The sequence below is a fragment of the Streptomyces sp. NPDC042002 genome (assembly GCF_055588305.1).
In genome coordinates this window covers 1-14690 of record NZ_JBVJCT010000034.1, presented here as the reverse complement: position 1 = coordinate 14690, position 14690 = coordinate 1, and the positions used below count along the sequence as shown (strand labels likewise).

Here is a 14690-nt window from a genome sequence, read left to right as displayed (position 1 = left end):
GGCATCGTTACCGCAAGCGGGGAAGGACACGGGTGGTTTCCCCCCCGGTTTTGTGGGGGGGGACTTGGCTCCCCCCGGGGCGGGGGGGCGCCCCCCCCCCCCCCCCGACTTCGGACGGTTTCGGGCTCCGTCCGGACGGAAGGTGGTGTCGAACGGGCTGCACGGCACCGGCCTTCCGGGTCTGGGGTGTCGGTTCCGCGGGAGCACGGCCGGTCCGGTGACCTGGCCTCCACGCACCATGGGACCGCGGGCGGCGGCCGGACCGGTCCAGGAGCCCGGACGCCTGCTGATGCGGACCGCGTCAGTCGACCATGACGGCGTGCGGGGCGACCAGGAGGTTCCACCGGCAGAAATGCGGTCCGGCATAATTCTGCCGGGGACCGGCGTCTTGAGCCGGGTGCCCAGGTCAAGGGGGGTAGCCGAGGATGGGGACCGATTCGGTGACGTCGGACGGTCTGGGTCGGCTGCTGCTCGGCCTGCGCTGCGGCGCCGGGCTCAGCCAGGAGGAATTGGCCGCCGCCGCCGGGATCAGTGTCCGCGCGCTGGCCGACCTGGAGCGCGGTCGGACCCGTGGCCCGCAGCGCCGCACCGTCCAGGCGCTCGCCGCCGCCATGAGGCTGGACCCCGCCGACGCTGAGCAGCTGGAACAGGCGGCGAAGGCGGGCAGGCCGCGCCCCCGGCAGCAGGTACGGCCCGCCGCCGACGGCGCGGTCACGCCGGCGTCCGGCATGCTGGCCCTTCCCCGTGACATCGGGGACTTCACCGCGCGTGGCCCCGCCCTGTCCCAGCTCCACGCCCTGGTGGACAGGGAGCACCCCGCCCACCCGCCGGTCGCCGTCGTCTCGGGACAGCCAGGCCTCGGCAAGACGGCCTTCGCCGTGCACGCCGCCCACGGACTCGCCGACCGCTTCCCGGACGGGGTGTTCGCCGTCGACCTGCGCGGCATGGAGGAGGAGCCGACCTCCGCGCGCGACGCCCTGGCCCGCCTGTTGGGGGCCCTGGGGGTGGCCGAGAGCGAGGTGCCGGCCGGGACGGACGACCGGGCCGGCCTGTACCGGTCGCTGGTCGGCGGGCGCCGCATCCTGCTGGTGCTGGACAACGCCGTGGACGAGGACCAGGTCCGCCCGCTGCTGCCGGGCAGCGGATCGTCCCTGACGATCGTCACCAGCCGGCGTGCCCTCGCCGGGATCGAATCGGTGCACCGCATCGCGCTCGCCGTGCTCAAACGGGAAGAGGCCGTCGAGCTGCTGACCCGGATCATCGGCCCGCAGCGGGTCCAGCGCGAGGCGCAGGCCGTCCGTGACCTCGCCGACCTGTGCGGGCATCTGCCGCTGGCGGTGCGGATCGCCGGGCAGCGCTTGGCCGTCAGGCCCGAGGAGCACGTCGGCAAGCTGGTCGCCAGGCTGGCCGAGGAGAGCCGTCGGCTGGACTCGCTGCAGGCCGGCGGACTGCAGGTGCGGGCCGCATTCGCCCTCTCCTACCAACAGCTGAGCCCGCCCTCCCGGTTGCTGTTCCGGCGGGCCGCACTCGCCGCCGGGCCCGACTTCAGCCCCGAGAGCGCCGCCCTGCTGACCGGTCTGCCCGCTGTCCGGGCGGCCCTGTACGCCGAGGAACTGACGGACGCTGGTCTGCTGCAGCCCGACACCGTCGTGGAGCGCTACCGCTTCCACGACCTGCTCAAGCTCTTCGCCACCGAGCAACTCGCCCTGGAGGAGGGCCCGCAGGTCGTCGCCGAGGCCCGGGACCGGCTCGCGCGCTGGATGCTGTCCCGGGCCACCGCCGCCGCGCTGCGCTTCGACGCCGAGCGCCACGCGGAGGACCCGGTCGACGACCCCGACCCCCCGAGCGCACCCGCCGACCGCACCGAGGCCCGTGGCTGGCTGGAGGCGGAGCGGTCCGAGTGGGTGGCGGCGCTGCGCCAGGCCCAGGTCGCCGGACGCCACCAGCAGGTCATCGACGCGGCCGAGGCCATGCACTGGTTCTCCGACGTGAACCACCACTGGGAGCTGTGGGTCGAGGTGTTCACCCGGGCGGTGGACTCGGCCCGCGTGCTGGGGAGCCGCCGGGACGAGGCCGTACACCTCAACTACCTTTCCTGGGCCTACAGTTACTGCCTCTACGACAATGCCGGGGCACTGGCGGCGGCCGACCGTGCCTGCGCGGTGGCCCACGAGATCGGCGACGCCCTCCAGATCGGCTGGGCGCTGGGCTACTCCGCCGGAGCCCTGCGCCGGCTCGGCCGCACCGAGGAGTCCATCCACCGGTTCCAGGACGCGGCCGCCCGCCTGGCCGACGTGGACGCGCCGCCCGCTCGTCTGGCCGAACTCTCCGTCCTGAACTCCCTGGGGCGGGGGCTGCGCGAATCCGGCCGGGTGGAGGAGGCGCTGGTCATCCACCGGCGCGGGGTGGAGCTCAGCCGGCAGAGTCTGTGGGGACAGGCCGCCGACACGATCGCTCTCTACCACGCCCTCGCCCTGCAGGAGACCGGCAACGACCTCGCGGCGCTCGGCCGTTGGGCCGAGGCCGAGGGCCTGCTGCGCGAGGCCGTCGAGGGCTTCGAGTCCTTGCGGGTGCCCGCCTGGGGTGAACCGGCCCGGCTGGACCTCGGTCTCGTGCTGCGCCGGCTCACCCGCTACGACGAGGCCCACGAAACGCTGCTCGCCGCGCACGGCGGGTTGTCCCAGCTCAAGAGCCCACGGCAGGAGGAGGCCGCCGCCGAACTCCGCGCGGTGGAACAGCTCACCACCGGCGGCCGGTAGGGGCCTGCCCGCCCGCTGGGTCGCACCGCTCGCCCGGGGCGAGGTTCGATCCGGTCGGCGCCTGTGGTAGAACTGCACGAACTCGTGCGGTACGGGCGAGGGCTGGGCAGTCGTCAGGCCGGGGTGTGGTCCAGACCCCCGGGCCGATGGGTCGCTGTCCGCCCGCTCGACGTCCGTGCCGAAGACGCCCCAGCCGTCCGGCCCTCGGTGGTCCGGTGCGGCGGTCCTGGCGCCGCTACCGCGAGTGCACCCCACACCCTGGGTACGAGGCTGTCCGGGCGCGCCCGCTGCGCCGCCCGGGCCGCCGTCGCGCCCGTGATCCGTTCCGCCCGGTGTTGCCGGGCCACCGTTCCCACTCCACTACACCGAGGATGACCATGGCTGACAACGGCACCACGGTCGAAGGCACCGCGCAGCCGGCCCGCCCGGGCTTCCCGGCGACGGAGCCGGAGGCCGCGACGGTGGTCGCGCCGCCGGCCTCGGGCGCCGACGAGCCCGGCACCGAACCCGACAGCGAGCCCGGGGCGGGGTCCGGTACCGCCGCCGGGTCCACGGAGTCGGCCGAGCCCCGGGCCCCCGGTGCCCAGGCCGATCCGGCTGCCGCGGCGACTGCCACCGTCGACCCGTTGCGTGCGGCGGCCCCGTCCCGGTTCGGCCGGCCTGTGGTGCTCGCCGCCGCCGTGGCGGGTGTGCTCCTGGTCGCCGGTCCCTTCGTGATCGCTGGGCCGGGCGGCTCGCACGCCAAGCCGCACAACAGCGCCGCGGCCGACACTCCGGTGGGCCCCGACGGCTCGCAGGCCGGCTTCGTGCCGGGGCTCGCCGCCACCCCCGGTGCCGCGCCCATCGGCGGACCGAGCGGTACGCCGGGCAAGGCGCCGGTGCCAGGCGCCCCGGTGGGCGCGGCCGCGCCGCAGGGCGTTTCCCTCCTGCCGGGCGCCGCCGCCAACCCGACTCCCGGAGTCAACGCCAATTCAGGTCTGGGTGGCGGGAGTTCGGGCGGACGCGGGATACCCGGCGGCAATCAGGCGCCCGCCCCGGCCGCCACCAGTGCCGCCACCCCGGCACCCACGCCTGCGCGGCCGTCCGGGGCCAAGCCGCCCGCGTACAGCGCGGTCACCGGGCCGGGCTGCAGCACCTGGGGCTACCAGGAGACCGGCGTCTACACGAAGGGCGACGACGGCTGGCGCCGCGGAACGCACGCCTGGTCGCAGGACGGCTGCCACGGCTCGTACTCCGCACTGCCCCTGAGCGGCAGCTCCAGCCCCGACTCAGCGCTCTACGCGGAGTGGCTCTTCTCACCGAACCTGACCGCGTCGGCCTCCTGCACCCTGATGGTCTACATCCCGCCGGTCTCGGACCGGACCATGGTCGGCGGCAACCCCGCCTACTACACGGTCTACCGGGCCTTCACTCCCTCGGCCAACAACGTGATCAGGAGCTTCCAGATCAACCAGGGCGCCCACCTCGGCCGGTGGGTGACGGCCGGCACCTACCCGGGCAGGGCCAAGCTCGCGGTGGGTCTCGACAACCGCGGCGTCGACTGGGGCAGCGGCAACGAAGGCCGGCACGTGGCCGCGGCCCAGGTCAAGGCGGTCTGCCGGAACTGACATCCGGCGGCAGTCCCGCTCGTGCGTCGCCGACCCGTACGTCCTTGCCGTCCTGCGCGTCTTCGCAGGACGGCAGGGGCATGCCTGAGTGTTGACGGCACATCAGATCCTGCGGGCCACGCCGTCCGTCGCCTGATGCGACACCGTGTGCGTCGGTCCACCCGGGATCCGGACCGAACCTGCTGACCTCTAATGCGTGTTGTCGTCATGGTGAGGCGGGGATCAGTTTGGGGCCGGCGAGGCAGACATCCAGGGTGTCGCTGCGGTGCTGGGATGTCGCAGGCCACGCCGGACGGCGGAGTTGAGGTCTTCGGGATCGGCGAACGCACGGTTGGCCACGGGTATGTCAAACGAACGGTTCGCTCCGTAACCGGTGGTGATGATGCGTCACCGCCTGTCATCTCCAGACATGTTCGCCGACGTCGTAGTCCGGGATGGCCGGGATGATCCCGCCCTTCGTGCGTACGCGGGCGACGACGGCGCTCAGCACGTCGGCGAGTCCCGGGCTGACCGGCACCGGCCTTGGGGAAGCCCCCGCGGTCCGAAGTTGGAACCGTTGTTGTTGTCGCCCGATGAGCGTGTGGTGTTGGAGCGTTGGGCCCGCAGGGCGTCGTCTGCGCAGGCAGTGGCCTTGCGGGCCCGCATCGTGTTGGCATGCGACGGTGCTGATGTGCCGCCGATTGCTGTGGTGGCACGGGAGTTACGGATCGCTGCTGACACAGTCCGCAAGTGGCGTCGGGCTGGAGCCAGCCGCGCGAGTCGCACCCGCACCTGTGCGAGGACTGCCAGAGCCGGGCCGTCGCAGCCCAGCAGCAGGCCGAAGCCGACGAGCACGAGCGCCAGGAGCAGGAAGCCGAGCAGGCCGCGCAGAAGGCCGGCCCCTGGCTCTCCCGTTTCCGCACCTGACCCCGGGCCGGCCTTCCGTCGGTGGCGCGGGCTTGCCCACGGCGGCTCTGGGCAGGCCCGCGTTGTCGGTGGCGGGTGAAAGGCTGGAGTGATGAACGGCGATGAGCAGCTGCTGCGCGGCCGGGTGTACGGCCACGACCACGACGACCCCAACCCAGGCCCCCTCCCGCACCGGACCTACGCCACGCTCACAGGCGGGCCGCTGGACGGACTGCTGCTGGACATCACGGGCCGGCGGCCAGAAGAGATCGACGACGGCGTCGCCCTGACCACCGAGCTTTCACGGTGGCCCGGCGGCCGCGCGCTGTACGACCCGCGCCCCGGCGAACTACGCATGCCCGGCCCGGGTGTGATGTGCCGCTTCTACTACTGCGGCGACAGCCCCTGACCACGGCAGCGGGCTCGCCGGGCGGGCCGGCCAGGGGCACGCTGGGAAGCGTGAGCCGCGCGCCGATCGTCGTACACCCGCCCTCCAGCACGGGCGGCCGGAGAGTGACCGTGCACTCCCAGGGCCGGGACGGGATTCTCGGCACCGCCTACAGCGATCACGATCTGGTGGTGCTCCTCGAAGGCGCGGGCATCCAGGATCCCGACAGCATCCTGGGCGACGACCGGTGGATCGAGTGGCGCGGCGGACGCGCGCACCAGTGGAGCGCTGCCTGAGCTGTCCTCCATTGCCGGGGCGCTGCGGGCGGGGCGTGGTCGGCCCGGTGGGCACACCCGAGAGCGGGCCGACCACGGCAGGTCGGCGTGCGGCTGGCCTGCCGACCGAACACCGACTTGCTACGACCTGCCTTAGGCCAGCCGGTTGGCGGTGTTCTCGATCCACAGCAGCGTCCATTCCACTCCGGCCTGCCACCCGGACTTCCACCGGTCCTGCGTCTCAGCCACCGCCCCCGTCGCCGGGTGAGACTCCGGTGATGGCCTGTGTCTCCCGTTCGATCATCTCCACCAACGGCACGTCGTCGCGGTTGGCGAGGATGACGCCGACCCAGTCGGTGTCCGGGTAGCTGCTCCAGTTGGCGCAGACACCGGGGCCGCCGCCGGCGCGCTGGATCGCCCACTGGCCGCCGACGATGGAGGCCGAAGGACCGTACGTACCGAACCCCGTCGCGCCGTGGGGGATCTTGGCCGCGGTGAGGACGTCGGCCCAGGGCCGGTCCAGCAGCGTGCCGTCGCCCAGCGCGCGGACGAAACGGACCAGGTTCGGCGCGGTGGCGAAGCCGCCGTCCCCCATGGGGTCGATGAAGGCACGGCCCGGGTTCCTGCCGAGGATGTAATCGTCCGGGCTGCCCGTGTCCAGGTTGCGGACGGCGTCTACGTAGCTGCCGTCCTCCATTTTCATGTACGGGTGTGCGATGTGTGCGTCGGTGAGCCACTGCGGCCTGGTGTAGAACGCCGAGGCGGTCATGCCGCAGCGCCGGAAGATGTTCTCCTCGACGTAGTCCCAGTACGTCTTGCCGCTCACGGCCTCCACGATCAGCGCGGGAATGGCGGTGTTGGCGCCAGCGTGAAATTCGTCGGGAACACCGGGGATGCCCACCAGCTTCGACTGCCGGGCCCACCACTCCTGGTACTCATGGACTTCCTCCCGGCTCTGGAAGACCCGCTGGATGTCCTCTTCGGGGGTGTTCAGCCCGGAGATACCGGAAAGCATGTAGTGGATGGTCACCTTTTCGGCGATGTCCTGGTCGAAGCCCGTCAGGTGGTCGCGGACCGGGTCCGACAGCTGTAACTTGCCCTGCTGCGCCAGCTGCAGGATGGCTATCGCGTTGAACGGTTTGCCCGCCGAGCTGAGGGCGAACGCGGTGCCCTCGCCGTTGGGGATCCCCTTCTCCTTGTCGGCCATGCCGTAGCTGCGTAACAGGACCGTCCGGCCGCGGTGCGACAGCAGCACCACGCCGGAGAACTTGCCCTCGGCGGCCAACTGCGCCACGTACCGGTCGTAGGCTCCGCCGGGCAGGGTGTCCGGCGGGATCCGGTCGTTTTCGGCCGAGTCGGCGTTGCCGATCCCGGCGCTCACCAGCGGTGACCCGGCCGCCGCCACGCCGGCGGTGGCCAGCCCGCCCCATCTGAACAGCCGCCGCCGGTCGATACCACGTGCCGAAACCGATTCCATAGTCACGGTCCCTTCCCAGTCAACAAACCTGACGCTGATGGTGGTGCGCTGTGGTCCAATACCTCCATTGAAGCCGGAAGACCGTTGCGGTGGCGTATGCGTTTTTCGATACGCCCGCGATACGCGTTCCGGGACGGTCACTGAGCCGGTTTCACCCTGAAGTTGCTGTTCGCGGGGCTGGCGTGATGGCTCTTCCTGGTCCGCATGCTGGTCGTGGGCGACTGCCCGGTAGTTCTGTCGGTGCCGAGAACGGAGAGCGAATGTCGACGGGGCCTGGCAGCGGTTCTTGATCGAGGCGCCCAGGAATGTCGATGAGAACTGGCAGCGCCCAGAGGGCTTTGCTCGGGCGTGTCGGCACGGACGGACATAAATGCGGCTGTGGACCTGAGAACGAAATTGAGACGAACTCCCGCTTGACCGTTCACTCGTAGTAGTGCTGTTCCCGGTCCTGAACTGTGCGGTGGCGCTCACCGGCGCGATGGTGGGGATGTCTCAGATGGTCAGGGCCGGAGGCTGCCTGCTCTGTCCGTGCAGTTCGGGGGCGGGCCACGTTGGGTGTTCAGGCGACATTCCCTCGCCGTGATCAGGAACGCCTCTACCTCACCCCGACCGACACGACTACCGCCTCCCGGATGGCGGGGTGACGTTCCAGCATGGAAGATCGACACCGGTATTCACGCAGCGGAGCACGGCCGTGGTTTCAACGACCACGACGCATTCGCGCCTCCGGAGAGGACGTGCCCATGGCAGGGGAGCAACGCAACCCTACGGACGTGATGAAGGATATTCTGAACGGCTTCCGGGCCTTGGACAAGGAAGGCAACGGCGTTATCCAGCAGGCGGAGTTTCGGCAGCTTCTCCTCAACCTCGGTGACAGCCTGAGCGTCGAAGAAATCATGAGCGAGACTCCGGTGAGTCCGGACGGCACCATCAACTACGAGTCCGTTGTGGACATGCTGGTCGCTGGCTACCCCGTCGCGGGCGAAGGACCGCCGCGCGGTGGCAGGTAGCCCGTCCACCGCCCCGGTACGGACCTCGCAGAGGCCGTGCGGGGGCGCGGTCTATCCCCGTCCGCGCGCAGCCCCCGCAAGGGCGGGGGTTGCGCTCCCTTACCCAGGACAGGTCGCGTCCCCCACCACGACCGAAGCAACGGGCGTCACGGCGTCCTCTGGAGCGACACGGACAGACGCCCGCTGCCCCCTGGCTCACCGGGCAAGGACACGGGTCTCGGGGGGGGGTCTGCCATGACATCCCCGAGGTCTGGACGCTGTCCAACGACAGCACGAACCCAACGTCACGTGGTGGCTGCCCAGTTGAGTCCGAGTGTGGCGAGTTTGTCGGTGATGAGCTTGCCCCGGCGGCTCTTGCTGTTGGAGAGAAAAACACCCAGTTTCACCGCGTGCTCCTGGCCGCCCAGGACGATCCGTTCCTCGTGACCTCTGGGCACCACCAGGGAGCCCGTGCGGGCCTTGTACTGCCAGGGCCGCCATGCCCCTGCCGAAGGCGCCAATGGGCGCCGTGGACGGCTCCGCAGATACGTCCGGCTCTACCGGGGCCGGCTCGGGAGCCACCGGGACGACGCCGACGGCTTCCAGGTGCTCGCGTATGAGTGCCCAGAGGGTGCCCACAACCCCTCACACATGCTCTGACAGTCCCTCACTCCCGTGCCGGTCCGGTCGGGTTGGGCCCGGAGGGCTCAACCCTTCCCGGATTCCGTGGGATCCTGCCGACGGGTCTGCGAGGATGTCCGGCGGCGTCCGCACCGGGCCCCGCAGCGCTGCGCGGGTTCGGAAATGCGCAGGCGGCGACGGGCGGACGGGGTCGGGCCCGGCGGGCGGGAGAGCGGAGTGGTGGGGGACGTGCCGGAGTACCCGGAGTACGTTGCCGCGGCGGTGTTCGCCGTGGGCGGCGTCGTCCATACCGTGCTGGCGCCGCACCGGTTCTCCACCGCTGTCCTGTTCTGCCTCGCGGTGACGTCGGCCGGGCTCGGCGAGGCCGCCCGCAGTGCGGAGACTCACCCCACCGTCGTGACCGTGCTCGCCGTCGCCGCCCTGCTCATGACCCTCGCGCTGGGCCTGCTCCTGCTGGTCGACAGCATCGTCCTGTTCCGGCGCTACGGACCGCAGGCGTCCCTGCTGGCCACCGGCGCCGCCGGCTGCGCCCTGCTGGCGGTGCTCGGCCTCGACGCGGTCGTCCAGACTGCCGGGGGCGAGGTGGCGGGTGCCCTCATGGTGGCGGTGAACGCGGCCGCCGGATACCTCAGCCTGCTCTTCCTCGCCTTCACCGTCTACGTGTTCGTCCGGGGCCGCAGCACCCCGCCGCCGGAGACCACCCATGTCGTCGTCCTGGGCGCCGGGCTCAATGGCGACCGGCCCGGTCCGCTGCTGCGCCGCAGGCTGGAGCGGGCCCTCGCGGTCGACGACGCCGGCGCACCGGACGCAGACGGTGTGGTGTTCGTCGTCTCGGGCGGCCGGGGCGACGACGAGGTGCGCTCCGAGGCGGACGCCATGGCCGACTACCTGCGCGCACGCGGGGTGGCTGCCGACCGGATCGTGCGGGAGGACCGCTCCGTGAACACCGGGCAGAACCTCCGCTTCAGCGCGGCTCTCATGGACCGCACCGCTTCCGGGCACCGTGCCACGGTGGTCACCAGCGGCTTCCACGTCTACCGCACGGCCCTGCTGGCCCGTCGCGCCGGCGTCCTTGTCCACGTCGTGGGCGCGCCGACCTCTCCCGCGTACTGGCTCTCCGCGACCCTGCGTGAGTTCGCCGCCGTCCTGTGGTTGGACCGGCTGCCCCTGATCGGGCTCAGCCTGCTGCTGGCGGTGCCCGTGGCGACAGCGGTCTTCCAGCGCTGAGGCACCCGTCGCGCGTGCCGCCCCGGGCAGCAGGGTCGGCGTGGCTTCGCCAGCAACCCGCGCCCGCGCCGAACAGCGGGGGTGGCCGCTGGCTGACGGAGCTTGCAGGTCACAGCGCGATCGGATGGTATCTGAGAGCTTCGTGGACGATCTGCTCTGCATTGAAGTCATCGGGACTGGGATTGACTTCTCCGGCCAGGATGTGGCCGTCGAAGGTGCCGATGATAGCGACGCTCTGCCGGCGACAGCCTCCTCACCGAATTCCTTAAGGAGTTGGGCTGTACCAGTGGCGACCGACGACCCCGCGCGTCTTAGACGGTGTCCTATGTGGTGAGTTTGAGGAAGCGTTTGTAGCAGCAGAGGGCGGCGGCGAGGCCGAGAAAGGCCAGGTAGTTGCGGGGATGGCGTTCGTAGCGGTGGTTGAGTCTGCGGTAGCCGGTCAGCCAGGACATGGTCCGCTCTATGACCCGTCGTCGGCGTCCTAAGCGTTCGCTGGACTCGATGCCTTTGCGGGCGATGCGCACGCCGATGCGTTTACCCCTCAGCCATTTTCGCAGGTGGGGAATGTCGTAGGCCTTGTCCGCGTGCAGGCGTTGGGGCTTGAAGTACCTGCCGCGGTGGGGGTCGTGTCTCGTTTGGTGACCCTCGACCATGGGCTTCAAGCCTTCGCTGTCGTGGGTGTTGGCGGCGGAGATGCCGACGAGAAGGGGCAGTCCGTTCGCGTCCGACAGGATGTGCATCTTGGAACCCGGTTTGCCTCGGTCCACGGGGCTCGGACCTGTGAGTTCGCCCCTTTTTTAGCCCGGACGTGGGCGGAGTCGAGGACGGCGCGGGACAGGTCGAGCAGGTCCGCGTCGTCGAGGCGGTGCAGGATCGCTTCGTGCAGCCTGCCCCACACACCGGCTCTGGACCAGATCAGGAAGCGGCGGTGCGCGGTCGACTTCGACACGCCGAAACAGGGCGGCAGGGCCCGCCAGGCACAGCCGCTGACCAGCACGTAGATGATGGCCGCGAACAGCGCCTCATCAGGTGTGTCCTGTGTTCCGCCGCCCTGCGGCCGTACCCTCGACGGCGGAATCAGCGGCTCCGCGATCTCCCACAGTCCGTCCGGAACAATCCAACTCCACGTACTCCGCCCCATATATGAGACAACGAGCCGTCACCACATAGGACACGGTCTAAGAAGGGCCCGGGCGCTCTCGCGTACGCCGGCGATGGATGGCACGGAACGGTCGGGTGTGACGTCCCGCGCTCATCGTGACCATCAGTTCCCCCAGGCCTCTGTGGAGTCCGATGTCCGGTGTGTGCGCTGTGCTTGTGCCCTGGCGCGCAGCCGGCCAACCCGGCCGGGGCCTTCCGCCGTCGTTGTTCGAGTCCGACTAGCTCTCCGCCGGACACGCAAAAATCTATGCTGGCTGGAGTAGACATTGGGAGATCGTCTGGCTATGGTTTCTCTCGTAGCCGAGATCAGCAGGGCCCGGCAGACACGAACTGCCAGGCAGCAGTACATGTAGTTGGAATGTGCAGGACGGTGCGGTGGTGGAGTTCCGAAGCCAGGGTTGTCGCAGGACGGCGACGGGGCTGACGACCGGACCGGGCGGCCCGCAGTGATCAGGGGCCGCCGCGAGCAGGACCGCAGTTGAAGGTGCAGTACCCGGCAGTGCAGTTCGCGGTATCCAGCAGTGAAGGTATGTGAGTGGTACCTCGGTGAAGGCGTCGGCTGCGGGCGCGCGCACCGGGAGGTTCGGCAGCGGGGTTCCAAGCCAGAGCAGACGCAGGACGGGCGACGGGGCTGGCTGCCGAAGAGTGACGCTGTCACAGGTCACCGAGCAGGTCGCATCACCAGCAGTACGCGGTAGAGCGGTACCGGCAGTGAGTTGATCCCAGAGGGAAGAACGGAGGGGCCGAGCGCCATCAGGATCGCCCGGGCGGAATGGCAGAGCCCGGGTACCGCAGGACATCGATAGTGAGGTGGTCTCCGGTCGAGCAACCGCGATCCCCGCATTCCCCGCCCTCTCCCGGGTGGGCGTGCGGAAACATGAGGCCGGCGCAGTACCAGGGCCGGCAGATGGTGTAGCAGTTCCTTCGGGGCCCTGGCGCGAATAGCGCCAGGGCCCCTCCACGCGTTTCTCGGAGAGGTGCAAGTGACAGCAGACGACTCGTTCGGCCGGCTCGACGACGACGACTACCCCGCCTACACCATGGGCCGGGCCGCAGCGTTGCTCGGCACCACCCAGGGCTTCCTGCGCGCCCTCGGCGAAGCCCGCCTCATCACCCCGCTGCGCTCAGCGGGCGGCCACCGCCGCTACTCCCGCTACCAACTGCGCATCGCCGCCCGCGCCCGCGAACTCGTCGACAACGGCACCCCCATCGACGCCGCCTGCCGCATCATCATCCTCGAAGACCAACTCGAAGAAGCCCAGCGCATCAACGCCGAACACCGCCGGACGGCCGGACCGTCCGGTCCGCCCGAGTCCTGAGACGGTGCGTTCGGGTTCCGGCGGATCCCGCACACACATGTCGGGGTGTGACGCGCGGGTCGTCTGTCCGGCGGCAGGGCGTTCGGACGGGCGGCGTCTGCGTCGGCCCTGGCTATTCACCGGAATGACGGGCTGACGCCCCGACAGTAGAAAGGTGCCGTTGACCTGCAAGGATGCGTTTGTTGAGGGCATATCGGGCAGAAGATCAAGGCATTTTTCTGGTGACCGAGCGTACAGGGTGGGACCGGCGGCCGGCCGTGCGGGCCGACAGCAAGGGACTGGTTGGACACGCCGGGGAGGCACTGCCGCGGCGGTGTGCGGACCGGGTCGGGCTGGCCGAGGCGTTGGCGAGGGTGTTGCCGGTGGGCAGGCCTGGCCAGCGGAACCGGCAGGGAGAGGTGGGCTGCCCGGTGAGCATGAGGCACCGCTGTAGCGACAGTGCGCCACTGCTGGCCAGACCAGTCAGCATGTTCTTCGTCTGCTGGCGGTACACCGTGCACATGGATCTGGCCAGGGCGAATGCGAGCCTGGAGGAGCTGATGGCGGGCTTTGGCCCGTGTACGGTCCGGATCTTGTCCGTGGAGCGGGGGAGGGCGGGTTCGGGAGGAGTTCGTGAGAGATCGGTCGGGATTCGGCGCGGCCCGCTTCGCGCCGTGGGTGGGCGGCGAGCGCGGGCGCGCATCGCCCCGGAGCAGGTCAGCGGACGCCGGATCAGCGTCCGCTGACCCGTTGCGGGGTGGGCCCGGGCTGCCTGGGTCAGTCGTGCGGGACGACCGCGACCGGGGCCGCGGCGTGGTGCATCACCGCGTGGGCGACCGGGCCGAGGTGCGTGCCGATCGCTGAATCCCGGTTGCGGCGGCCGATGACCAGCAGACCGGCGCCGGAAGCGGCCTCCACGAGGTGGTGCGCGGCCCCGCCGGTCACGGACTTCTCCATCACCTCTACTCCGGGGAACTTCTCCCGCCACGGGCGCAGCGCGTCGGTCAGCCCGATCGCCTCCTGTGCGGCCAGTTCGCCGCCCAGCCCCGGAGTGACCGCGCCGGAGGTGTAGCCGAAGCCGGTGTCCAGGCCGTAGTAGGCCGGCGGGGACCAGCCGTGAATGACCGTCAGCGCCGACGCGCGACGGGCGGCGGCGTCGAAGGCGAACTCGATCAGCGCGTCGGCGGGCCGCCGCAGGTCCAAGCCGAGCACGACCTTACCGAACGGGGGCTCCGCAGGGCGAAGGCTGGAGGCGTCCGGCTCCTCGGCCCGCACCAGGACCACCGGGTTGGCGGCGCGGGCCACCACCGAGAGCGCCACCGAGCCGATCAGGAAACCGCCGATGCCGCTCAGCCCCCGCGACCCGATGACCAGCAGTTCGGCGTCGGCGGCGGCCGCCAGCAGAACCGGAACCGGCTGCCCGTCGACCTGGTCGGCGCTGACCCTCACGCCGGGGTAGCGGCGACGCAGATCCTCCTCGGCCTCGCGCGGCACGCGCTCCGCCCAGTGACGCTGCAGGGCCGGCCCGACCGATGGCGCGTAGGCGGTGGGGTAGTTGTACGACTGCAGTTCCCATGCGTGGACGAGGCGGCAGGGCAGGTCACGGAGCAGGGACTCACGGGCCGCCCAGTCCGCTGCGGCCAGGCTTTCCCGCGAGCCGTCCAGGCCTGCGGTGATGATGCGGGACATGCTGCCAACTTCCTTGTGGAGTAGATGTGTCGCCGTCGGCTACGCGGTCGGCAGCGAGGGAGACCGAGCTGTCCGGCCCGGCCCGGCCCGGTGCGACGCCGCGGTGCCGCTGCTCACCGTCAGAAGCGGGTCCGGGGACCGGATCAACGGGCCCTCGGCGTGCGGGCCGGGGTCAGCGGAGCCAGGCGTGGTCGCGGACTAGTACTGCAACGGTGTCTACCGTGACTGCTGGCCAGGGTCGTCGTTGATGTGGTTATGGGTGGGGACCTTGCTGATGTGCGTGTGTGGGCGAG

Annotated in this window: 12 protein-coding genes; 8 read left to right on the top strand and 4 right to left on the bottom strand. The window is 70.8% G+C overall.

Features of this window, described 5'->3' with window-relative positions; all coding sequences use genetic code 11:
* The first annotated feature begins 425 nt into the window (after positions 1-425).
* From ACZ6KY_RS33360 to ACZ6KY_RS33340, 5 genes are all read left to right on the top strand, one after another.
* A complete protein-coding gene (locus ACZ6KY_RS33360; protein WP_469313990.1) occupies positions 426-2759 on the top strand; it encodes an ATP-binding protein in 2334 nt (777 codons plus the stop codon).
* A gap of 377 nt (positions 2760-3136) precedes the next feature.
* Complete coding sequence (locus ACZ6KY_RS33355; protein WP_469313989.1) at positions 3137-4366, top strand: hypothetical protein; 1230 nt, start codon at positions 3137-3139, stop codon at positions 4364-4366.
* Between the two features lie 729 nt (positions 4367-5095).
* Positions 5096-5272: a hypothetical protein gene (locus ACZ6KY_RS33350; RefSeq protein WP_469313988.1), complete on the top strand. Its 177-nt coding sequence runs from the start codon at positions 5096-5098 to the stop codon at positions 5270-5272.
* Between the two features lie 91 nt (positions 5273-5363).
* Positions 5364-5660: a hypothetical protein gene (locus tag ACZ6KY_RS33345; protein WP_469313987.1), complete on the top strand. Its 297-nt coding sequence runs from the start codon at positions 5364-5366 to the stop codon at positions 5658-5660.
* 50 nt (positions 5661-5710) lie between these two features.
* Entirely contained in the window at positions 5711-5935 is a 225-nt protein-coding gene (locus ACZ6KY_RS33340) for a hypothetical protein (protein WP_469313986.1), read from the top strand.
* Between the two features lie 220 nt (positions 5936-6155).
* Here the strand turns inward: ACZ6KY_RS33340 and ACZ6KY_RS33335 are convergent, their stop codons facing one another.
* Positions 6156-7391: a serine hydrolase domain-containing protein gene (locus ACZ6KY_RS33335; protein ID WP_469313985.1), complete on the bottom strand. Its 1236-nt coding sequence runs from the start codon at positions 7389-7391 to the stop codon at positions 6156-6158.
* A gap of 743 nt (positions 7392-8134) precedes the next feature.
* Here ACZ6KY_RS33335 and ACZ6KY_RS33330 point away from each other — a divergent pair.
* Positions 8135-8401 carry an EF-hand domain-containing protein gene (locus ACZ6KY_RS33330; protein WP_469313984.1) on the top strand — a complete coding sequence of 89 codons (267 nt, stop codon included), beginning with the start codon at positions 8135-8137 and terminating at the stop codon, positions 8399-8401.
* A 284-nt stretch (positions 8402-8685) separates the two neighbouring features.
* Here the strand turns inward: ACZ6KY_RS33330 and ACZ6KY_RS33325 are convergent, their stop codons facing one another.
* Positions 8686-8901: a hypothetical protein gene (locus ACZ6KY_RS33325; protein WP_469313983.1), complete on the bottom strand. Its 216-nt coding sequence runs from the start codon at positions 8899-8901 to the stop codon at positions 8686-8688.
* Positions 8902-9250: 349 nt separating this feature from the next.
* Here ACZ6KY_RS33325 and ACZ6KY_RS33320 point away from each other — a divergent pair, with 349 nt between their 5' ends.
* Entirely contained in the window at positions 9251-10249 is a 999-nt protein-coding gene (locus ACZ6KY_RS33320; RefSeq protein ID WP_469313982.1) for a YdcF family protein, read from the top strand.
* Between the two features lie 323 nt (positions 10250-10572).
* Here the strand turns inward: ACZ6KY_RS33320 and ACZ6KY_RS33315 are convergent.
* A protein-coding gene (locus ACZ6KY_RS33315; RefSeq protein WP_469313981.1) for an IS5 family transposase occupies positions 10573-11390 on the bottom strand; the annotation gives its coding sequence in 2 pieces (ribosomal slippage) (positions 10573-11042 and positions 11042-11390; 819 coding nt in all).
* Positions 11391-12393: 1003 nt separating this feature from the next.
* Between ACZ6KY_RS33315 and ACZ6KY_RS33310 the strand changes: the two genes are divergently transcribed.
* The gene (locus ACZ6KY_RS33310; protein ID WP_469313980.1) at positions 12394-12729 is read left to right on the top strand and encodes a helix-turn-helix domain-containing protein; all 336 of its coding nucleotides are present in this window, start codon (positions 12394-12396) and stop codon (positions 12727-12729) included.
* 756 nt (positions 12730-13485) lie between these two features.
* On the opposite strand, the gene ACZ6KY_RS33305 is transcribed toward ACZ6KY_RS33310, so the two are convergent.
* Positions 13486-14397: a universal stress protein gene (locus ACZ6KY_RS33305; protein ID WP_469313979.1), complete on the bottom strand. Its 912-nt coding sequence runs from the start codon at positions 14395-14397 to the stop codon at positions 13486-13488.
* Positions 14398-14690 lie beyond the last annotated feature (293 nt).

Coding starts and splice junctions, on each gene's coding strand:
- ACZ6KY_RS33360 (WP_469313990.1), top strand. CDS start 426: ATGGGGACCGATTCGGTGACGTCGGACGGTCTGGGTCGGCTGCTGCTC.
- ACZ6KY_RS33355 (WP_469313989.1), top strand. CDS start 3,137: ATGGCTGACAACGGCACCACGGTCGAAGGCACCGCGCAGCCGGCCCGC.
- ACZ6KY_RS33345 (WP_469313987.1), top strand. CDS start 5,364: ATGAACGGCGATGAGCAGCTGCTGCGCGGCCGGGTGTACGGCCACGAC.
- ACZ6KY_RS33335 (WP_469313985.1), bottom strand. CDS start 7,391: ATGGAATCGGTTTCGGCACGTGGTATCGACCGGCGGCGGCTGTTCAGA.
- ACZ6KY_RS33330 (WP_469313984.1), top strand. CDS start 8,135: ATGGCAGGGGAGCAACGCAACCCTACGGACGTGATGAAGGATATTCTG.
- ACZ6KY_RS33305 (WP_469313979.1), bottom strand. CDS start 14,397: ATGTCCCGCATCATCACCGCAGGCCTGGACGGCTCGCGGGAAAGCCTG.